Below are 21,172 nucleotides of genomic sequence, written 5' to 3' on the forward strand. Positions count from 1 at the left end.
ACAAAGCCCTCCTAAGATTTGATGGATTGAAGTACTTTAATACCTTGAATGATATTCCAAATGACAGAGATCAAAAAGCCAATAACTACTAAAAAAGACAAGATGAACACCGTCATGACTGGAATGAGCGAGTCGCCTGCCTGTGTCGCCAATAAAAATGGGATAGACCCAAAAACCAACAGAATGCACGCTGCGACTGGCAAAAGATGTGACCATAATGCCCGCATCGCGTGCCGCTTCGTTTCCTTTTGATCTACTACAAAAAACGCCACGATCGGTACGATAAACGGCATAAACAATACACTAAAATAACAAATAGAAGCAATAATCGACTGATCTCTATTCATATATATTCGCTCCTTCATAACGAAAATTCCTTTCTAACTCATACGTTTATTGCGTATAAAAAGTTTCAAAATCATTCGATTTACATATGACCTTAGACACAAATTATTTCTTTTTGCACCTAAGAGTAGATTCTTCACAGATTACCCTTTAAAATATGTTGAAAAGATGGTGATTATCATTATAGGGGGTAATTATTTTGACAGATCATCATAATTCAAACCACACGGCTCAAACGCTTTTAGACCTTATACAGAAACAAAAAAGCATGAACAGCGATATGATCAAGGAGCTTGAGACCATTCATCCGTCTCATCCAAAGTATGGTGATATCCGTTATTTAAAGGTACTGCTCGACAGCAGCAGCACCCATATTTTAAAGGATTTAACGCACCTCAGTAATTTAATGCCGAAGGAAGATGTGCAATAAAAAGAAAACCCCTCTTATCGAGGGGTTTTCTTTATGAAGAAGTCACACTTTCCGTTTCTTTAACCAGTTGTTTCATGCGTTTACGGTCACGCTCTAAAATAGGCTTCAAGTATTTTCCTGTGTAAGATGCTTCTTCTTTTGCAATGTGCTCAGGAGTGCCAGAGGCAATGATCGTTCCGCCGCCTGCACCGCCTTCTGGTCCGAGATCAACAAGGTAATCAGCAGCCTTGATAATATCAAGGTTGTGCTCAATGACCAACACCGTATCTCCATTTTCAACCAAACGCTGAAGCACTTTTAATAAACGGGCAATATCATCCACATGCAAACCTGTTGTCGGCTCGTCCAAAATATAAAGAGACCTTCCGTTTGAACGGCGGTGAAGCTCAGATGCCAATTTCACGCGCTGCGCCTCTCCTCCGGACAATGTCGTTGCAGGCTGTCCAAGTGTAATGTATCCTAGCCCCACATCATAAATCGTTTGAAGCTTCCGCTTAATTTTCGGGATATTCTCGAAAAATTGGAGTGCATCCTCTACGGTCATTTCAAGCACATCAGCAATGTTTTTTCCTTTATATGTGACCTCGAGTGTTTCGCGGTTATAACGTTTCCCGTGACACACTTCACAAGGCACATACACATCTGGCAAAAAGTGCATCTCAATTTTAATGATGCCATCCCCGCGGCACGCCTCACAGCGCCCTCCTTTGACGTTAAAACTGAATCTGCCCTTTTTATAGCCTCGTACCTTTGCTTCGTTGGTTTGTGCAAACACATCCCGCACATCATCAAAGACACCTGTATACGTGGCAGGGTTGGATCTTGGTGTACGGCCAATTGGAGATTGATCAATATCAATGACCTTATCTAAATGATCCATTCCTTTGATTTCTTTGTGCTGCCCTGGCTTCGCTTTCGCTCTGTGCAATTTTTGCGAAAGTGATTTTAATAGAATTTCATTCACAAGCGTACTTTTCCCTGAGCCGGATACTCCGGTCACAGCTGTAAAGACGCCCAGAGGAAACTTCGCATTCACGTTTTTCAGGTTGTTTTCTTTTGCACCTTTTATCTCAATATAGCGGCCGTCAGGCTTTCTTCTCTCAATTGGCAGCGGGATAAATTTCTCACCAGATAAATATTGTCCTGTTAAGGATTTCGGGTCCTTCATGACTTCTTCTGGCGTTCCAGCTGAAATCACTTCTCCCCCATGAACTCCTGCTCCAGGTCCAATATCTATTAAATAATCAGCGGCTAGCATAGTATCTTCATCATGCTCCACGACAATTAGTGTGTTCCCGATGTCGCGCATGTTTTTCAACGTCCCGATCAACCGGTCATTATCGCGTTGATGCAGACCAATGGATGGTTCATCTAATATATAAAGAACACCTGTCAGCCTTGACCCGATTTGAGTCGCCAGGCGAATCCGCTGCGCCTCTCCGCCTGATAGTGTGCCAGCGGACCGGCTCAAATTCAGATAATCTAATCCCACATTATTTAAGAAGGACAAACGCTCTTTGATTTCACGTAAAATGAGCTGGGCAATCTGCAAATCTTTCTCAGACAACTCAATTTTTTCATAGAAATCAAGGGCATCAGAGACAGACAAATCGGTGATTTCTCCGATATGCTTGCCATTGATGAGAACCGCCAGCGTTTCTTTTTTCAGACGATATCCTTTACATGTCGGACATGGCTGATTGGCCATATATTTTTCCATTTGTTCACGAATATAATCAGAGCTGGTTTCCTTATAACGCCGTTCAATATTACGAAGAACGCCTTCAAACTCAATTTCATTTTCACGTACCTGACCAAAATCATTTTCATATTTAAAATAAATCCGTTCAGATCCGCTTCCATATAAAATTTTATCAAATAAATGCGATGGGATATCTTTCACTGGAATGTCCATGTCGATGCCATAATGTGTACAAACAGCCTCAAGAAGCTGCGGATAGTATTGCGAGCTTTGCGGCTCCCATGGTGCAATGGCATGCTGCCGTAAAGTCAGATCCTTATTAGGAATGACAAGCTCAGGGTCGACTTCCAGTTTTGAACCGAGCCCATCACAGCTCGGGCAGGCACCAAAAGGACTATTAAATGAAAACATTCTCGGCTCAAGCTCACCAATAGAGAACCCGCAATGCGGACAAGCATGATGTTCGCTGAATAACAGCTCTTCTTGTCCAATCACATCAATCATCACTCGGCCTTCGCCCAGCCGCAGAGCCGTTTCAAGGGAGTCAGACAGCCGAGCAGCAACGCCTTCCTTCACGACAATTCGATCAATGACTACTTCAATGGAATGCTTCTTGTTCTTTTCAAGCTCGATATCTTCTGAAAGGTCTTCCATCTCTCCATCGACTCTCACTCGTACATAGCCCTGCTTCCGAATTTGATCAAGCACTTTCACATGTGTTCCTTTGCGGCCGGATACAACTGGCGCAAGCACTTGTAATTTCGTTCTTTCAGGATACTCTAAAATACGATCTGTCATCTGCTCAATCGTTTGTGACGTAATTTCAATCCCATGTATAGGACAAATAGGTTTTCCGACTCGAGCATACAAAAGACGCAAGTAATCATAAATTTCAGTAACAGTACCAACTGTTGATCTAGGGTTTCGGCTCGTCGTTTTCTGGTCAATACTAATCGCCGGAGAAAGACCTTCAATGGCATCTACATCCGGTTTATCCATCTGCCCAAGAAATTGGCGTGCATACGCTGAAAGAGATTCAACGTACCTGCGCTGACCTTCTGCATAAATCGTATCAAAGGCAAGCGACGATTTTCCTGAACCAGATAATCCCGTAATGACCACTAGCTGGTCACGCGGGATATTGACATCAATATTTTTAAGGTTGTGGGCTCTAGCACCTTTCACCTCTATTCGTTCCATAGCCATCAGGCAATCATCCTTCCGCTTTTAGCTCTAGCAGTAGATCTCTTAATTCTGCTGCTTTTTCAAAATCAAGCGCTTTTGCTGCATCTTTCATTTCCATCTCGACTTTTTCGATCACTTTTTCTCGTTCTTTTTTGCTCATTTTCGAAAGTTTTGGTGCTGCTTTTGTTTCATATTCTTCTGAATCCTCATGTATCTTTGTCGCCTTAATGACATCTCGAATTTTCTTATGGATCGTTTGCGGTGTAATCCCGAATTTCTCGTTATATGCTTCTTGCTGTTCTCGTCTTCGCTTCGTTTCTTGAATCGCAATGTCCATCGATTTCGTCATATTGTCTGCATACATAATGACCCGGCCTTCTGCATTTCTCGCTGCACGGCCAATCGTCTGGATGAGGGATCTTTCAGAGCGTAAAAAGCCTTCTTTATCCGCATCTAAAATGGCCACGAGCGACACTTCTGGAATATCCAGTCCTTCACGAAGAAGGTTGATTCCAACAAGCACATCATATTTACCGAGACGCAGATCACGGATAATCTCAATCCGCTCAAGGGTCTTAATCTCTGAATGCAGGTAATTCACCTTGATTCCGATTTCTTTTAAGTAATCTGTGAGATCCTCAGACATTTTCTTCGTCAGTGTTGTCACGAGCACACGCTCATTTTTCTCAACTCGTGCATGAATTTCTCCAATTAAGTCATCAATTTGTCCTTCAATCGGACGAACTTCAATAATTGGATCAAGTAATCCTGTTGGACGGATAATTTGTTCCACAACCTCTGGTGTTTTCTCAAGCTCGTATGGACCAGGCGTTGCTGATACATGCACAATATGATTGATATGCTTTTCAAACTCATCAAAGGTGAGCGGTCTGTTATCAAGTGCTGATGGCAGGCGGAATCCGTGATCAACCAACACTTGCTTTCTAGCTTGGTCCCCGTTGTACATGGCGCGGATTTGCGGAATCGTCACATGCGACTCATCGACAACAATCATAAAATCATCTGGGAAATAATCAAGCAGTGTGTAAGGTGTTGAACCAGGAGGACGCAAGGTCAGATGTCTTGAATAGTTCTCAATTCCTGAACAAAAGCCCATCTCTCTCATCATCTCAAGGTCATATCTTGTCCGCTGCTCAAGGCGCTGCGCTTCAAGCAATTTTCCATTTTCACGAAGCTTTTCAAGCTGTTCTTCTAGCTCTTGTTCAATATTAATAATGGCTTTTTCCATTTTTTCTTCTCTTGTGACGAAGTGAGATGCTGGGAAAATCGCCACATGATCACGATCACCAAGTATTTCTCCAGTCAGCGCATCCACTTCACGAATACGTTCAATTTCATCACCGAAAAACTCCACTCTGATACAATGCTCATCTCGTGAAGCAGGAAAAATCTCAACGACGTCTCCTCGGACTCGGAAGGTTCCGCGCTGAAAATCTATATCATTACGAGAATACTGAATATCCACCAGCTTACGAAGAAGCTGATTGCGTTCAATCTCCATTTCAGTACGCAAAGACAGCACAAGCTCTCTGTATTCCTCTGGCGAACCTAAGCCATAAATACAGGACACACTGGCAATGATGATGACATCTCTTCTCTCAAATAACGAGGACGTAGCCGAGTGTCTCAGCTTATCAATCTCATCATTGATGCTGGCATCCTTCTCAATAAATGTATCGGTCTGAGGCACATATGCCTCTGGCTGATAATAATCATAGTAACTCACAAAATATTCAACAGCGTTATTCGGAAAAAATTCCTTAAATTCGCTGTATAACTGACCGGCAAGTGTCTTATTATGCGCAATGACAAGTGTCGGTTTGTTCACTTCTTTAATCAGGTTGGAGACAGTAAAGGTCTTTCCCGTACCTGTAGCACCTAACAGCGTTTGATGCTGTTTCCCCTGATGGATCCCCTCAACAAGCTTTTCAATCGCCTTTGGCTGATCTCCTTGGGGCTGATAGTTAGAAACTAATTCAAAGCGGTCACTCACATCAAAGCCTCCGTTTCGTTTACGAAATCTATCTAATGAATATATTATCATAAAAGAACACAAAAATACGAACTAAAGTTCGGCTCTTACTTGATTTTTATTTCCAATACAGTCATACCCTCTCTCCCATGGCAAATAACCCTCTTAAGAAAACCTTCCTTTCAGTATGGAACATTTTGGAGTGAGATATTCGATGGGCAGAAAAAGAAAGCTGCGCTTACTAGAAATCGTAAGCACAGCTCTTGTTTAAAACATGTCAATTTTCAGCCATCATGCTCTTGATGGCGATGACATCATTGATTTTTTTCAGCTTTCTCTCTTTTTTCGATTTCTTTCTTAGCCATAAACAAAGCCCCAGCTACTAAAGAAATAATATCTAATCCCACAATAAAGTAGGTTTCTGTATATCCCTTCATGTACGAAGCAAATAAAAGCGCTGCTGTTAACGCAATGCCCACGTAATGATTGTAAGTAACCTTTGAAAATAAAATAACGAGCAGGAAAGGAAAAACTAGTGCAAATATGGCTTTTGTAATCACAAAAACCCTCCCTCTTCATGGTCTACTTCCTTGATTATAGTAAAGATTGGCATAATGAACAATTCACAGTTTTCAATTTCGCCTTTTTTCTTCATGTTCGGAGACTTTTGTTGTAGAAGAAGAAGGAAATTAGTGAGATTGTCCCCTTTGTAAAGATAGGTCTTTCCGTCTTTGACAATAACATCCAATCAATTCTATGATTAAAATGATAGTGCGCACTATCATTTTGAAAAATAGAGAGACATACAAACCATTGGCTATTTGGATAAGGGGGCATTCCCATGTATTCAGTTTTATTTCATGCGGCTGAAGAATCCGCATCACTCGCAGGGGCAAAAGGCCTGAATTTAATCAAATTAAACAATCACGGCCTGCCAGTCCCAGATGGATTTATTATCAAAACCAACAGCTTTGCAAGCTTTCTTTCATATCACAATCTGCAGCCAGCAGAACAAAACCTTTCTCAAAAAATCAAAGAAGCATCGTTTCCTTTACAAATGGAAGCAGAGCTGCTTTCGTCCTTTCAATCCTTGCGGAAGACTTACCCCTCAGTTGCAGTCAGATCCTCTTCTGTTGCTGAAGATCTCGAAGGCGCCTCATTTGCAGGACAGTACGAGACCTATTTAAATATCAAAACAAATGAAGAGTTTTTACAGGCAGTCAAAGAATGCTGGTCTTCTTATTTTGCAGCGAGGGTCACAGAATATAAGGAAGAGATGAATGAAAACGAGGAAGAGATGCCGCTCATGGCCGTTGTCGTTCAAGGATTGATCCATTCTGACGTCTCCGGTGTCATCTTTAGTGAGAATCCCGTATCGGGGAAAACAAATGAAATGATGCTGACCGCAAGCTACGGATTGGGAGAAGCAATTGTCTCCGGTCTTGTGACACCAGACACGTTTATTGTAGATAAAGAGAACTTTTCGATTGAAAAAACACTTGGGGCGAAAGAGCTGCAAATTGTTCCTTTCCAAGAGGGTGTCATCGAGGAGCCGGTATCGGAGGAAATGGCTGGCCAGTTTTGCCTGAACGATGATCAATTGAAAGAAATCACACAAATCACGAAACAAGTAGAAGAACTTTACGGACATGGAGTCGATATCGAATTCGGAATTGCAGGTGGGTCGTTTTATTTACTTCAAGCAAGGCCGATTACTACAGCTCTTCCAAAAGCAGTAAATGAAACAGCAGGTGCTTCTTTTCAAATGAAACCAGAAGAGCTTCAGGATTTCTGGATTTCAATGGATGATCATATGCCTGGTCCAACGAGCCCTCTTTTCTCAAGTCTGATCATACCAGCCTTAAAAAGCGGGATGAAGAAAAATGGAGAAAAGTATCAAGTACCTGATATGAACATCAAAGATATTAAGCTTTACAGAGGCCACCTATACTCAGCACCGGATCTGCCACAAGCGGAAGAGGGAGCTGCTCCCGTTTTTGATGAAAGTATATTTGAGTTATTTCCACATTTAAGTGAACGGATGTATGAGATTCTAGAGAAAAATTTCTTTCCATTTTACGAAAAACTCGATCGCCAAATGAATGAACCTATGACCATTGAAAAAGCCATCATTGGCTTTGAAGAATTAAAGGATTTTTATATCCAAGCATATGATGATCATTTTGATATCGTCATACCACAAGTCATTCTATCAGCCATCATTGAAGACATGCTTGTCACGTATACTGGTGACCAAACCCAAGTCGTCTTGCTTCATGAAATGATGATAGGTGTGATGAACAAATCTCTTGAAACAGACAAGGTGCTATCTGATATCGCAAAGGATGTCCTTCAAGATCCAGAACTTCACCAAGCATTTATTCATCATGAAAAGAACTCGGAGCTGTTACATGCGCTCAATCACTCGGAAAAAGGAAGGCATTTCATTTCGAAATTGGAGGGTTTTCTCCAAGTTTACGGCTGGCGATCTCTTAAAAGTCATGACCTTACAGATGAGACTTGGGCAGAAAACCCAGAGTTTATATTAGATATCATCAGAAATAATATCCATTGCCATTGTGATTTTGATGAAGAATTTGCAAAAGCAGTTATCAAAAGACAAGAGACGTATAAACATTTTATCAATCAAGTGAAGGATGAATCGTTTAAAACAAAATTTGAGACGCTGTATCAATTTGCCCTTCAAGCAGCGAATATCCGAGATGACCACCACTTCTACATTGATGCCATGTTAGATGCAAAGGCCCGGGTATATCTATTAAAAATTGGTGAACTTCTTGTACAAAAAGGAGCCATTCCTCATCAAGAAGATCTTTGGTATCTCTACGATGAAGAGGTACAAAAAGCGCTCACAACGTCTATCTCATTTAATTCGGTTATCCAGCAAAGAAAGATAGAAATGAAGGAAAATGAAGACATTCAACCACCGGCTTACATTGGCACACCAACTGAAGCTGAACTGCAGCAAGTAGAAAGAATGCTTGGTTCATTAAGAGAAAATGAAAACAACACACACGATGTGATCCATGGAATTGGCGCATCCAGCGGTATTGTTTCTGGAAGAGTAAAAGTCATTACATGTGCTGACGAATTCTCACAATTTCAAAAGGATGATATTTTAGTTTGTAAAACGACCACACCTTTATGGACGAGCTTATTTAGAGATGCAAAAGCAGTCATCACCGATGCTGGAGGCATTTTATCTCATTCAGCTATTATCGCAAGAGAGTATATGATACCAGCTGTCTTAGGTACTAGAATAGCAACTGAAACACTTCAATCCGGTGACCTTGTGACAGTAGATGGCAGCAATGGACGCATTCAGATTTTAAAGCAGCATTCGCGTGTATAAACTTATCATTTTGGATGATATTGGCGGCCATAGGTTTTATCGGTATACTTACTTTGTTGCAAACACATTCATAACCTGAGGTGAGTATGCTTGTTAAAATCTACAAATCAACGAATCATTCGCGCAACAATGGATTTATTAACTGAAAAGGGCTATCAAAAAACAACAACCAAAGAAATAGCGACAAAAGCGAATGTGAGTGAAGCAACTATTTTTCGCAACTTTAAAAACAAACGCGGCGTCATTGCTGCCATTATGAAAATGAAATCAACACCGACAAAAATCCTAGAAGCAGAATTCAAAGGCGATTTATACACCGATTTGAAGTTTCTCGGTACCTATTTCCTTGAAGATTTGACTTCCAAAAAAGAATTTATTTATATCAGCATGCGAGAACCGGCTATGTTTAAGGATTTAACCAGTCATGAAAAGATTTACCCTCAAGAACTGAGAGAAATGCTCATACAATATTTCAAAAAGATGGGTGCCGAGCATCATGTATTAAAAGGAAATGAAGACATTTATGCAGACATCTTCATTAGTACGTATTTCGGATTTTTCATTCAGCAGCTAGAGCAAGATTTTCAACTCGTTCTCACACAAAAAGAAGATTTTATTGAAATATGCACACACATTTTCATGAGAGGAATTTCTCCCGCTTAAAGGGTGGAATTCTTCTTTTTTACAAAAGGTGGTATACACATTGAGGTTAAAAAAAGAGAGTTTCGTCATCTATTCTTTGTTGCTTGGAGCTATACTAGTTCCCGTCAATTCAACGATGATCGCTGTCGCTCTATCATCCATATCAACTTATTATGATCAATCTCTTGCAAACATCACTTGGGTTGTCACGATTTACCTTATTGTCATGGCAGTCACTCAACCTATCGCTGGTAAGTTAGGAGATATATACGGACACAGGCGAATGTATTTAATTGGGGTCATGCTCTTTTTAATTGGCTCAATTGGATGTGCTTTAGCTCCTAATCTAGCTTTTCTCATCACTTTTCGTTCCATTCAAGCAGCTGGCGGTGCTATTTTAACACCGAATAGCATTGCATTGATTCGTGCAACAGTATCCCCCGAAAAACTGTCTAAAACAATGGGGTATTTTGGATTTGGAGCCGGTATTGGTGCCGCACTTGGACCTTTTATTGGTTCGATTCTTATTCAGAGTTTTGATTGGCACTCTATATTCTTTGTCAATATCCCATTCTTGTTCCTTACACTTGTTACCGGCGTATTACTCATTCCGAAAACAAAGCATACCCGCTTACAAGCAAATGTAGACATCACTGGTTCAATATACTTAACCATCGGGATTGCCACACTCATTCTATGCACTAAAAGCCAATTGCTAAATGAATACTTGATCTATGGAATTCTAGCGTTGATCGTGATTCCTTTATTCTTTAAACATGTACGGAAAGTAAAAAATCCGATCATCGATTTGTCACTTTTTAAAAACAGTTCATTTACAAATGCGAACCTGTCAATCATGCTAAGTAATTTTGTGATGTATGCCATCCTTCTGATTATGCCGCTGTTTATGGAGCAACAACTTGCACTTTCTCATACACAAAGCGGTATTATTCTATCAGTATTTTCTCTTTGCATGTCTATTAGCGGCTTGTTAGGGGCAAGACTCCATCCGAAAAAAGGCGCGAAAAAAATGATTGGCTTTTCATTTCTCTGCCTCACTTTATCAGGCATCATGTTAATCACACTGAGTCAGTACCCTACCTTACCTCTGCTTATCGTGACACTTGTCGCAGGTGGAATTTCATCAGGTATTGGGATGACCAGTATGCAGATGGCTTCTTTAACGTCTGTTGATCAAAGCTTATCTGGTTCAGCATCTGGTATTTTCTCTACCTTTCGATATTTTGGCAGTATCATTTCGTCTACATTGATTGGGATCATGAGTGGTTTTCAATCTTTATTTATTGTATTAATGGGTGCAGGCATTCTTGGTTTCTTTTTATCTCAACGTGTAAGAACCAAATCCACCTCCCCATCATCCGAACATTCCGCCTAATGACTCCCTTGCTCTATGTTTCTTTAGAGCGGGGAGTTTTCGTCATTTGTATCACTGTAAACTATAGCGAGTGCATCCATCAAATCCTGAAAATCATCTTTTAAGAAAGAAAAAATGGCATATGATCCAGACAAAAAAGGAACTTCAGGTACAAATGGTCTCCCTCACTTACCTAAAAGCTTTTTTTCATTCTTTCAGCATAGATAACTTCAATTTTTTTTCACAATTTTTGTGGTATGATTTTGAAAATAGAGAAAGCAAAGGAGCGGAAGAATGGAACGTGTGAAATATGTTTTGATCTGTTTATCAGCTCTACTTTTATTCGTTACAGGCTGTGGAAAAGAACAGCAATTTACGCCGCCAGGCAGCTCTCAATCCATCGCTGTCATCTCTCAATTAAAAAAAGCCTCCTTTTCAATAGTTGATATACAAAAAAATAAAATGCTCTCTTCTGTGGATTTAAAACACCCACTCACTGATCTTATTCAAATCAATAAAGACGTCATCATCGCTACTAGTAAAGAGGGAGAATCCCTTATCGAAATTAATCTAAAACACGGGACAGCAGCAGATTATATGAATGTGGATAAAGGACTGACTTCCCTTACATATGATGCAGCTTCTCATACATTAATCGCTGCCAACTCACAGAAAAATGTCGTTTATTTTATTGATACGGAGCGCAAAAAAATAAAATCGACTGTAAAAACTGGAAAATCACCTTCTTCTATGACTCTTTCTTCGTCAGGTATTTTATTTGTTTTAAATGCAGAAAGTCATACTGTCTCCGTCATAGATATTGAAAAGGAAAAAAATATACGTACGTTTTCTGTACTTGAACGGCCTTCTGGGATTCATTTTGATGGACAGTCCATTTGGATCGGCGGTCATGGTAAACAAGGCACCTTAAATAAGAGTATTTTTGCTTATGACCCTAAAACAGGCAAGAAACAGCGAGAAATAAAGCTAGGCGTTATGCCTGTTGCATTTTTTCCAGAGAAAAATTCTTCTACTTTATATGTACTATGTCATGGAGATCATACGCTATACAAAGTAGATACCAAAACAAATAAACAGCTTGCTTCTGTTGAAACTGGTCAAAATCCGAATTATATCACTGCTGATACGTCATCAATTTATGTGAGTAACTTGGATGACAATTCAGTATCCATCATCGATAAACACTCATTTATCATGAAAAATCAACTGAATGTCCCATCAGGACCTTACGCTATCGTGTTGGAGGAAAAGAAATGAAGGAACAAATGCGTATTTTAATCGTAGATGATGAGCTTGATATGCTTGAGTTAATCGGGTCTTTTTTAAAGAGACATGGCTTTCACATTATCACTGCGAATAATGGAAAAGATGCCTTGCATCAGCTTGAAAAGGAATCTGTTGATCTTGTTGTATTAGATATCATGATGCCCGACATGGATGGATTTGAAGTCTGTCAGCGTATTCGACAAACATCTCAAATACCGATTTTATTTTTAACAGCGAGGAGTTATGAAGAGGACCGAATTAGAGGACTTGAAATTGGAGCGGATGACTACATCATGAAGCCTTTCAGTCTGCGTGAGCTTGCAGCAAGAATCGAAACCACTCTGAGACGAATTAGAGGTCTTTCGCTAAAGCGCAGCCGAATACAGATTGGTGACATGGAGATTGATCAAGATGGCAGACAAGTTTACCTCCATCAACAGCCCGTTAATTTAACAAGAAGAGAATTTGATTTACTCATGTTTCTTTTGCTCAACCAAGGACAAGTGTTTTCACGAGAACACCTTTATCAAAAATTGTGGGAATCACATTCAACGAGCGGCTCTTTAAGAACTGTCGATACACATATCAAAACGCTGCGACTGAAATTAAAGGAAGCAGAACGATATATTAAAACCGTTTGGGGTGTCGGCTATAAGTTTGAGGAAGAAGAATGAAGCCATTATCGATTAAAAAGAAAGTACTGTTCTTAATCCTTGCAGTGATCGGAATCGTTGCAGCCTCAGCGCTTGCCCTTACCTTTTACTTATACCAGCATTTATATATTGATAAACAGATCGATTCCTTAAGTTTGCAAGGTAAGAAGCTGGCAGAAATCTATCACACACACGGGAAAGACAAGTATTTTACCGACAGAATGAAATGGGCAAATGACTCAAGTCAGGCAAGCATTATTTTTACAGATGATCCAATGGAGCTTTCAAGTGGACTTCCTTTTGATACGGACACAAATGATAATCTCATTACGTTCAAGGAACGCCAAAAGCTCCTTCAAGGTGAAACCGTCGTGTTAATTAGAGAACACCCAAAGTTTCACCAAGATATTCTTGGCATCGCCATCCCTGTTTTCTCAAGCAATGATGATCTATCGGGAACTATTTTCCTCTCCATGCCCTTATCAGATGTATATGAACCCTTTGTCCAAATTAGATTGACGCTTGGCATATCCATCTTAATGATTCTGCTCCTGATATTCGTGATCGGATATAAGAGCTCCAATAAAGTAGTGCAGACAATTAATAAAATGAAAGAAATTGCAATGGAAATGGAATCTGGTGATTTCTCAAAACGAATGGTCGTAACCAAAAAAGGAGATGAGTTAAACCAGCTCAGCCGCTCCTTTAATAAACTATCTTCAACCCTCGAAAAAGTTGAACAGCACCGCAGGGAATTTCTTGCGAATGTCTCTCACGAACTTAGAACGCCTTTAAGTTATATGAAAGGCTATGCAGAAGGAATTGAAGAAGGGATCATTGATCAAAAAAAGGGAATGCAAATCATCCAAGATGAGGCCACACGTTTAAGCCGGCTTGTGCACGACCTTTTAGATCTTGCACAGTTAGAAGGTGACTCTTATCCACTTACGATGGAGCCAATCGTCTTTGCACAGCTCATCCACGATGTTCTTGATCAAATGGCATTCATCGCTGACAAAAAAAGCATTACTTTCAAACGAACGCTTGAAGAGGATTGTATTGTTTATGGTGATAGCGACCGTCTCCAACAAGTAATACGTAATTTACTCGATAATGCCATTCATTACACGCCATCTGGAAAATCAATATCGATTGAATTACAAGTTCACCAAGGTGTTGCTGAATTGAAAGTGACCGACGAAGGCAGCGGTATTCCGAAAGAAGATCTCCCACATGTTTCCGAGCGATTTTATCGTGTAAATAAAGCACGAACAAGAAAGGATGGCGGCTCTGGCCTTGGACTAGCCATTGTCTATCAAATCATTAAAAAACATCATGGAACATTCGACATTCAATCTGAACCTGGCTTTGGTACGACAGCCATCATTCAGTTGCCAAATACTCCTTTCACTGAAGACGTGCCAACCAAATAACAAATGAGATGAAGACTATCTATGAGAATCAGCTGTCTACATTTGAACAGTCTTCTTAACAACCACTATTTTTAATCCCTTTTTCATCACATATTCTATTTTTCAAAAGGGAGAGCTGAATGCTTCATTCACGAAATACTATCACAAAAAAAGCGTGCAAGACCTTCTTGAGAACGTCCTGCACGCTTTTAAATCAAACAGCTGTTTCAAACCGCTTTCTGTTGATGAAGAAAGAAAGAGTAATAATCAGATAAATGCCCATTGTGACCATCGTTTGGACAATTGGAGTTGTTGACACAACGCCGATGAAAATGGCAATGATCGCAATCACAGAAAACCATGTTGTGAAAGGATACAGCTTCACACGATATCCTCCTGGTTCTGCTACACTTCGAGATTTCAAATGCCCGACAGCAATAATAAACCAAATGAATAAGACCGTATAGCTTAAAGATCCCATTAAATAATTAAAGGTTTGACTTCCTACAAAAAGAGAAATCAACACAGCGGCATACAATGTAGATGTACACACTAGGATCGCTCTGACAGGCACCTGCTGTTTTGATAGCTTTGAGAAGCCCTTCCATACACGCCCATCCATCGCTTGCGTATAAAGTACCCTTGAGGATGCGTACAGCCCAGAGTTCATAGAAGACAAGATCGCTAATAAAATGATACCGTTCATGATGTCACTTGCGTATGGCACGCCAATCGTTGCAAACACGGTGACGAATGGACTCACTTGCTCATTGTTTACTTGATTCCAGGGAATCAAGCTGACGATGATGAAGAACGGCAGTACATAGAAACCGATGATTCGTACAAATGTACTTTGAATGGCCTTTGGGATGACTTTTTCAGGGTTTTTTGTTTCTGCTAATGTGACCCCGATCATTTCAGTCCCGCCATATGAATACACCACCACAAGCATGGCCGCAATTAAGCCGCCTGTTCCATTCGGGAAAAATCCTCCGTGGTCGGTTAAGTTGGATAATCCCGGTGCAGCATGCTGACCAAATGAGACAAACAGCATGGTTAACCCAATGATAATAAATAAAATAATGACAGCAATTTTAATAGAAGCTAACCAGTACTCCGTCTCAGCAAACATTTTAACAGAACAAACATTGATCAATGTCACAACAAGTGAAATGATTAACACAAGTATCCAAATCGGCACCTGTGGGAACCAGTACTGAATAAAGATCGCAGATACGATTGCTTCTGCTGCAATGTTCAGCACCCACATTTTCCAGTATATCCAGTCTAAGAAATAAGCCGGATATTTCCCTAACACCGGTTCAATTAAATCACGGAATGTTCTTGCGCCAGGTCGTGCAACCGTCATTTCGGCAAGTCCTTGCATAATAAATAATAAAATAAGACCACCAATCATATATGCCAAAATGACAGCAGGACCTGCGATATCAATAGCGGAGCTGCTTCCTTTAAACAGACCAGCACCTATTGCACCACCAAGTGCGAGCATCATAATATGCCTTGACGTCATTGTTCGTTTTAACTGCACATGTTCCTTTTCCATTTTCTATAGCTCCTTTAAATTTGAATCTTCAGACAAATATAGGATAAAAACATATAAAAAGGCCAGTCATCTCCTTGAAGAGACGACTGACCTTGCAACCGCGTTACCACTCTAATTGATTCAGCCATAGCTGAATCCAACTTAAAACCCGTTAACGGAGGTCACACGTAAAGACTTACTATTCATTCAGTCTTACCGCTCTTTGAGCGAGTTCAATGATTCGTTTTACTGCGTTGCACCAACCCGCAGCTCTCTTAAAAAAACGGATGTTCATCTACTATTCTCAAGTCAAAGCGTTTATAGTCAATTTATATATTCATCAAAGATTTTATTTTTTAAATATACTGACTAACCACGCAATTGTCAACATCCTTTTTCAGACATTCTCTTTTAACGAATCCAAACAGCTACTTCATCCATCGGACGGCGCGTTTTGCCGCGCTTTGGCTCGGTGACACGATACCCAAAGGCTGCCATGACAGAAATATCATACTGGCCATCCTCAAGCAGCCCTTCTTCATCTAGAATGCGATGAATCTCATCGTAGCTGAATCCCTCGACTGGGCATGAATCAATGCCAATTTGTGCAGCAGCTGTCATCATGTTTCCAAGGGCAATATACGTTTGTTTTGAAGCCCAATCAAAGAGCGTACGTTCATTTTCTAACAAATGAAGATCATTCTCTTGGAATTCTTGGTAGCGTCCCTTCACCATCTCGAACGTTTCGTCTGACATTCCTTTGATTTGCTTGTTGATGTATTCTGCATATGCTGAATCATAACGGGCGTCTGTTCTTGCCAAGATGATCACAAAATGGCTGGCAGTAGGAAGCTGCTTTTGCGCTCCCCATGTATACTCTTTTAATTTTTCTCTAAATGCTTCATTTTGAACAACGAGGAACTTCCAAGGCTCAAACCCTACAGAGCTTGGGGAAAGTCTTCCTGTTTCTAAAATAAATGCAAAATCATCCTCTGGTATTTTTTTCGTTGGATCAAACTCTTTTGTCGCATGGCGGAACTCATACGCCTCAATGATTTCTTTTTTTAATTGCTCTTTGTCTCGCATTGTATTCATCCTTTCTATTAACCAATTAGGGCGTTAGTTTCATCAATCCAATTTCTTTCCATTCTCATTTAGAAATTGTTATGATAAAAAAACAACAGCCCGAATGTGTGATGTGATATCTCTATGGTATAAGAAAAGCTTCGAGTGATTCAAGTACGCACATTTTTGTTCGTTAGTTACCATCTTGTTCGTGTATCACCAAATTTGTCTTAGAAAGGAGTGTTAAGATGAGTGCACCATCCAATCCAGTCAGTATTGTCAATCATGGCTGTCCCGTTTCAGTGACGACAAGTGTCATCGGAGGGAAATGGAAAGGAGTGATCCTTTATCATTTGACTTGCGGACCAAAACGCTACAATGAATTGCGCCGGCTGCTGCCAAGAATTTCTCAGCGTGTCCTCACACTGCAATTGCGTGAGCTTGAACAAGACGGCGTTGTCCATAGAGAAGTCTATGAGGAGGTCCCCCCTCGTGTCGAATATTCACTCACTTCTCTCGGAAATACATTAAAGCCTATCATCTTCGCCATGCGTGAATGGGGCGAATCCTACGGGAAAGAAGCGCGCCCAAAAGAAAAAAGCTGCCATCTCTAGCAGCTTTTTTTAAGATGAAATTGCCGTTGGTTCTTGCTGTGGATCATCCTTCACAAACAGGATGCCAAGCTGATGATGCTCCCCTTCGTAAGAAGCACGTTTCTCAAATCTTGTCTGACCATTTAAGCCAATGATCTCGAGCTTTGTTAGAGCACGATTGGTTTGAAGGGCTTCATAAAATTCCGAAACGGTTTTGACTTCAATTCCATTCACTTTTGTGATGACTTCTCCGATCTCAAGCTTTAAATCAGCCGCTGGTGTATTTGGAATAATCCCCAGCACCATCAGCCCTTGATTACGCTTAGAGAAGTAGAACGGAGCAGCATTGTCATTGACCCTCTGTTTCCATGAGAGAAAGGCTCTTCCTATCACCGCAATCAATACAGCTCCCCAAGCAATCGGTTCAAACCAAATACTTGCAGCACCTAATAAGGCGACAGCGAGTCCGAGCATGAGAATACGCCGCGCTGTAATTTGAATACTAACAATTGGCAGTGAGCCTTGAATTCTCTGACCGAATCCGATGATATATGGAATCAAAATAAATGAAAAGCTTTGATCATGTACTTGAAGCACCGGCCACCATGGCAGAGAAGAAGTGAATTCACCTGCCGGCATCAGCAAAACAAGCGGTAAAAGCCACAGACGGTTTGCCCGCTGCTGACCAATTAAAAGTCCTCTCGCACTCATCACCATAGCAGGCGATGTACGTAAATGCGCCGTTCGATAGGCTAGAATCCCCTCCGTCATTAATAGAAGTCCTAGCAGAATGACAACGGCTGATGCATTCATCATTGAGAGCTGCGGCAGCCAAGAATGACTCACTTGGAAATGCATCAGTCCAAGTGCCGCAATAAAACTGAAACCGAGTGTGTATGCAGACGAAAGCGCACTCGCCTTAAAGAATAAAGAGAAAACGATGGTCATCGCTGCAATCAGCACGATGAATCCAGGGGGGAGGGCAATCCCTAAGCCTACTGAAATAACGGATAGGCAAATCCCTAGAATCCATCCCTTTGAATATGTAAATTTAAGTTCATCGTATACATCTTCTATTCTTGTTTGAAACGCTTTTCTCTCCCGCTTTACGCGGATGTAGCCATGCAATAGGCTGATTAATATCATGAAATAAAAAAGAGGATGGATTAAAAACAGACCGACCGCTTTTAATCCAGCTCCCATCCACTCCGAGCTCATTATCGTTCACCGCCCAAGTCAAGCATTTTCTCTTATTCTATCAAATAAATCGATGCTTGACATCAGGTTTATTTCTCCTGATTCATCCAAAGTGTGACATTCGACAGTGAAAAATCTTTTAAGTAGTGATTGACATCTACATCTAGTATGCCGCCGAGCAGCTGCATCGACCTCTTGATGTCGGTTAAGTTTATACCAAGTCTCTTATGATTATCCATTAAATAATTGAAGTATATCTCAGCACAGTCTTCATCGATTTCGTCGACTGATTCTACCGTTGTGTAATTGACCAAGTACCTGCTTAACAGCATGAGCAGACTTAATGCCTTTGTAGCGGAAAACGTCACATCTTTCGTACGACTCTTAAGTTCCTCTACCAACTCGTAATATTTTTTCTCTCTCACAATACTTGCCCTTTTCAATTGTGTACCCCCATTTACTAGTTCTTTTAAGAAAAGCGCAAACCTCGGTACAGCTTCATGCTCAAGCTGAATATCCGCAAAAAATAAAATATTTAAAATGAGTGCTACTTTTTATTGTAAGAATTATTTATGTAACATACAACTTTCAAAAGTTTCATTTTCATGACATGTTTAAATCAACAGAAAGTCTCTTATATACATATGTTATCGGGTAAAATTGAAGGAATGTTATGTTTTTTGTAAAATAAATGAATATATTTCTCGATATAATTTATTTTTAATCATAAATTATTACATGTTCATGACACTTATGAACCAAAAAAAAGAGGCTATTATTCGCCTCTTTATTTTTTAAGATATAGTGCTTTTAGTGCAGTCTGTAATTGAAGGTCATTTTTTTCGTATGATTTCACTTCATCCACCATTCTGTTCATCATTTCCGCTGTTTTCAAATCAATGACACCTGATTTATCGAGATTGTATGTGCTTTGGAAGGCAAGTACGGCCTTTTTCGTTTCTTCATCAAAGTATCCATCTACTCTGCCAGGGTCAAATGACAATCCCTTTAACAGCGTCTGCGCTTGTCTCACTTCTTCATTGTTCATATCAAGCTGAAGCGGTTCTTTTAGCTGAAGCGGACCTGCGGTAAAGTAATCCGGCTGATGAATCGCAATTGTCGGTACGACGCCTTTTTTGTGAATCCAATTGCCTTTTGGCGTGAGCCATTTATACAGCGTTAATTTAATATTACTTCCATCTCCCATCGGAACCGCCTGCTGCACAGTTCCTTTTCCAAAGGAGACATCACCGACGACTTCATACTTTCCAGCTTCTTTCATGGCCCCAGCAAGTATTTCCGAAGCGGAAGCACTGCCTTTATCAATTAAGACATTGACTGGATAAGGCTTTTGTTCTTTCAGTTTTGAAAAATACCGTTTCCGGTCGCCATTCCGTTCTGCGATTTGAATATATGGCTGATCCTTCGTAATAAAATGCTTCAAAATATCTTCCACACTTTGCAGATAGCCGCCAGGGTTTCCTCTCACATCCAGTACAAGGCCTTCTATGCCCTTTTTCTCGAGCTGTTTCAAGCTTGAAGTGAAATCCTTCGCCGTATCTTCAGAGAAGCTGGAGATCGCAATGTAGCCTGTTTTATGACCATTTACCTCTTTTACAGAGGAAGTCACTGTTTCAAGCGGGATTTCTTCTCGTTTGATATGGAACGTTAGCTCTTTTTCAATCCCGTTTCGTTTGATTGTTAAGGCGACAGACGTTCCTTTTTTTCCTCTTATTTTCAGTACAGCATCGTTTAAGCTTTTTTCTTTCATCGGCTCACCGTCTATGCTGATGACTTCATCTTTCGGCTTTAGACCTGCTTTTGCCGCAGGGGATTTTTTAAAGGCGGAGACAATAATGATCTTTCCTTCATCCATCCCCACTTCTGCCCCAATTCCCTCAAAGGAAGAATCAAGCGAATCAGAAAATTGCTTTGCGGTTTGCTTGTCCATGTATACTGAATACGGATCGTTTAAAGTCGAAAGCATTCCTTGGATCGCGCCTTCAAGCAGCTTTTGCCGATCCACTTCCTCTACATATTCATTTGAAATAAGGTCATAGGCTTTCTCGATCTTTTCCATCCCATTCTCTTTCGCCTTATCACTTGATTGAGCTTGTCCAGCCATTGCAGCTGCTGCTTGCGGTGACTCCGCATGAGTTCCCTCTTTATGCGTCATCACACCTGCACTTATTAAGAGAACGACACTTGCCATAATAGATGCGATTTGTTTTTTCATATTTGGCCTCCTTCTTCAACTCTTCCTGATGACCTGAGTTATTATATGCCAGAAGAAGGGATTTCATGTAAAGACATTCTCTCGTGAAGGCTTGACGAATCATTTTATTAGGTGTAATTTTTATTTTGTTATGATTGAGAA

At 40.5% G+C, this 21,172-nt stretch carries 17 protein-coding genes and 1 other annotated feature; of the genes, 8 read left to right on the forward strand and 9 right to left on the reverse strand.

What is annotated here, in order from left to right:
- Window positions 1-11 precede the first annotated feature (11 nt).
- Window positions 12-347, reverse strand: a complete 336-nt coding sequence (locus tag NSS65_RS16735) for a DUF4870 domain-containing protein (protein WP_081124890.1) — start codon at window positions 345-347, stop codon at window positions 12-14.
- A 197-nt stretch (window positions 348-544) separates the two neighbouring features.
- On the opposite strand from NSS65_RS16735, the gene NSS65_RS16740 reads away from it, so the two are divergent.
- Window positions 545-775 carry a hypothetical protein gene (locus tag NSS65_RS16740; RefSeq protein WP_034281058.1) on the forward strand — a complete coding sequence of 77 codons (231 nt, stop codon included), beginning with the start codon at window positions 545-547 and terminating at the stop codon, window positions 773-775.
- A 31-nt stretch (window positions 776-806) separates the two neighbouring features.
- On the opposite strand, the gene uvrA is transcribed toward NSS65_RS16740, so the two are convergent.
- The 3 genes from uvrA to NSS65_RS16755 all read right to left on the reverse strand — a co-directional run bounded on the left by uvrA (window position 807) and on the right by NSS65_RS16755 (window position 6,215).
- Window positions 807-3,683, reverse strand: a complete 2,877-nt coding sequence (gene uvrA, locus NSS65_RS16745) for an excinuclease ABC subunit UvrA (RefSeq protein ID WP_025093988.1) — start codon at window positions 3,681-3,683, stop codon at window positions 807-809.
- Between the two features lie 7 nt (window positions 3,684-3,690).
- Complete coding sequence (uvrB, locus tag NSS65_RS16750; protein ID WP_024423583.1) at window positions 3,691-5,676, reverse strand: excinuclease ABC subunit UvrB; 1,986 nt, start codon at window positions 5,674-5,676, stop codon at window positions 3,691-3,693.
- Between the two features lie 293 nt (window positions 5,677-5,969).
- The gene (locus NSS65_RS16755) at window positions 5,970-6,215 is read right to left on the reverse strand and encodes a CsbA family protein (protein WP_034281059.1); all 246 of its coding nucleotides are present in this window, start codon (window positions 6,213-6,215) and stop codon (window positions 5,970-5,972) included.
- Window positions 6,216-6,496: 281 nt separating this feature from the next.
- Between NSS65_RS16755 and NSS65_RS16760 the strand changes: the two genes are divergently transcribed.
- The 6 genes from NSS65_RS16760 (at window position 6,497) to NSS65_RS16785 (ending at window position 14,418) form a co-directional block, all read left to right on the forward strand.
- Complete coding sequence (locus NSS65_RS16760) at window positions 6,497-9,028, forward strand: PEP/pyruvate-binding domain-containing protein (RefSeq protein WP_111926796.1); 2,532 nt, start codon at window positions 6,497-6,499, stop codon at window positions 9,026-9,028.
- Between the two features lie 90 nt (window positions 9,029-9,118).
- Entirely contained in the window at window positions 9,119-9,691 is a 573-nt protein-coding gene (locus NSS65_RS16765; RefSeq protein ID WP_034281062.1) for a TetR/AcrR family transcriptional regulator, read from the forward strand.
- A gap of 40 nt (window positions 9,692-9,731) precedes the next feature.
- Window positions 9,732-11,066, forward strand: a complete 1,335-nt coding sequence (locus NSS65_RS16770; RefSeq protein WP_101676515.1) for an MFS transporter — start codon at window positions 9,732-9,734, stop codon at window positions 11,064-11,066.
- Window positions 11,067-11,339: 273 nt separating this feature from the next.
- Window positions 11,340-12,323: a YncE family protein gene (locus tag NSS65_RS16775; RefSeq protein ID WP_144496408.1), complete on the forward strand. Its 984-nt coding sequence runs from the start codon at window positions 11,340-11,342 to the stop codon at window positions 12,321-12,323.
- A complete protein-coding gene (locus tag NSS65_RS16780) occupies window positions 12,320-13,006 on the forward strand; it encodes a response regulator transcription factor (protein ID WP_087977077.1) in 687 nt (228 codons plus the stop codon). Before NSS65_RS16775 ends, NSS65_RS16780 begins: the two co-directional genes overlap by 4 nt.
- Complete coding sequence (locus tag NSS65_RS16785) at window positions 13,003-14,418, forward strand: ATP-binding protein (protein WP_326135258.1); 1,416 nt, start codon at window positions 13,003-13,005, stop codon at window positions 14,416-14,418. Before NSS65_RS16780 ends, NSS65_RS16785 begins: the two co-directional genes overlap by 4 nt.
- A gap of 193 nt (window positions 14,419-14,611) precedes the next feature.
- Here NSS65_RS16785 and NSS65_RS16790 read toward each other — a convergent pair whose 3' ends face one another.
- Together NSS65_RS16790 and NSS65_RS16795 are read right to left on the reverse strand one after the other, a co-directional pair.
- Complete coding sequence (locus NSS65_RS16790) at window positions 14,612-15,961, reverse strand: amino acid permease (RefSeq protein WP_034281072.1); 1,350 nt, start codon at window positions 15,959-15,961, stop codon at window positions 14,612-14,614.
- 75 nt (window positions 15,962-16,036) lie between these two features.
- Window positions 16,037-16,262: a binding site (T-box leader), on the reverse strand.
- Between the two features lie 89 nt (window positions 16,263-16,351).
- Window positions 16,352-17,026, reverse strand: coding sequence for an NAD(P)H-dependent oxidoreductase (locus tag NSS65_RS16795; RefSeq protein ID WP_024423594.1), 675 nt, complete (start codon window positions 17,024-17,026; stop codon window positions 16,352-16,354).
- Window positions 17,027-17,253: 227 nt separating this feature from the next.
- Here NSS65_RS16795 and NSS65_RS16800 point away from each other — a divergent pair, with 227 nt between their 5' ends.
- Complete coding sequence (locus NSS65_RS16800; RefSeq protein ID WP_024423595.1) at window positions 17,254-17,619, forward strand: winged helix-turn-helix transcriptional regulator; 366 nt, start codon at window positions 17,254-17,256, stop codon at window positions 17,617-17,619.
- Between the two features lie 9 nt (window positions 17,620-17,628).
- On the opposite strand, the gene NSS65_RS16805 is transcribed toward NSS65_RS16800, so the two are convergent.
- The 3 genes from NSS65_RS16805 to NSS65_RS16815 form a co-directional block, all read right to left on the reverse strand.
- Entirely contained in the window at window positions 17,629-18,816 is a 1,188-nt protein-coding gene (locus tag NSS65_RS16805; protein WP_024426241.1) for a PDZ domain-containing protein, read from the reverse strand.
- A gap of 68 nt (window positions 18,817-18,884) precedes the next feature.
- Complete coding sequence (locus tag NSS65_RS16810) at window positions 18,885-19,238, reverse strand: swarming motility protein SwrAA (RefSeq protein WP_007500014.1); 354 nt, start codon at window positions 19,236-19,238, stop codon at window positions 18,885-18,887.
- 344 nt (window positions 19,239-19,582) lie between these two features.
- Window positions 19,583-21,031 carry a S41 family peptidase gene (locus NSS65_RS16815; RefSeq protein WP_081124898.1) on the reverse strand — a complete coding sequence of 483 codons (1,449 nt, stop codon included), beginning with the start codon at window positions 21,029-21,031 and terminating at the stop codon, window positions 19,583-19,585.
- Window positions 21,032-21,172 lie beyond the last annotated feature (141 nt).

Origin of the sequence: Bacillus sp. FSL K6-1006, assembly GCF_038593175.1 — a bacterium.
Classification (GTDB): Bacteria; Bacillota; Bacilli; order Bacillales; family Bacillaceae; genus Bacillus; species Bacillus safensis.

What these genes read in the sequence shown, in the direction of transcription:
- NSS65_RS16805 (WP_024426241.1), bottom strand. Translation starts at nt 18,816, where the DNA reads ATGAGCTCGGAGTGGATGGGAGCTGGATTAAAAGCGGTCGGTCTGTTT.
- NSS65_RS16760 (WP_111926796.1), top strand. Translation starts at nt 6,497, where the DNA reads ATGTATTCAGTTTTATTTCATGCGGCTGAAGAATCCGCATCACTCGCA.
- NSS65_RS16780 (WP_087977077.1), top strand. Translation starts at nt 12,320, where the DNA reads ATGAAGGAACAAATGCGTATTTTAATCGTAGATGATGAGCTTGATATG.
- NSS65_RS16800 (WP_024423595.1), top strand. Translation starts at nt 17,254, where the DNA reads ATGAGTGCACCATCCAATCCAGTCAGTATTGTCAATCATGGCTGTCCC.
- NSS65_RS16815 (WP_081124898.1), bottom strand. Translation starts at nt 21,031, where the DNA reads ATGAAAAAACAAATCGCATCTATTATGGCAAGTGTCGTTCTCTTAATA.
- NSS65_RS16795 (WP_024423594.1), bottom strand. Translation starts at nt 17,026, where the DNA reads ATGCGAGACAAAGAGCAATTAAAAAAAGAAATCATTGAGGCGTATGAG.
- NSS65_RS16775 (WP_144496408.1), top strand. Translation starts at nt 11,340, where the DNA reads ATGGAACGTGTGAAATATGTTTTGATCTGTTTATCAGCTCTACTTTTA.
- NSS65_RS16790 (WP_034281072.1), bottom strand. Translation starts at nt 15,961, where the DNA reads ATGGAAAAGGAACATGTGCAGTTAAAACGAACAATGACGTCAAGGCAT.
- NSS65_RS16735 (WP_081124890.1), bottom strand. Translation starts at nt 347, where the DNA reads ATGAATAGAGATCAGTCGATTATTGCTTCTATTTGTTATTTTAGTGTA.
- uvrA (WP_025093988.1), bottom strand. Translation starts at nt 3,683, where the DNA reads ATGGCTATGGAACGAATAGAGGTGAAAGGTGCTAGAGCCCACAACCTT.
- NSS65_RS16785 (WP_326135258.1), top strand. Translation starts at nt 13,003, where the DNA reads ATGAAGCCATTATCGATTAAAAAGAAAGTACTGTTCTTAATCCTTGCA.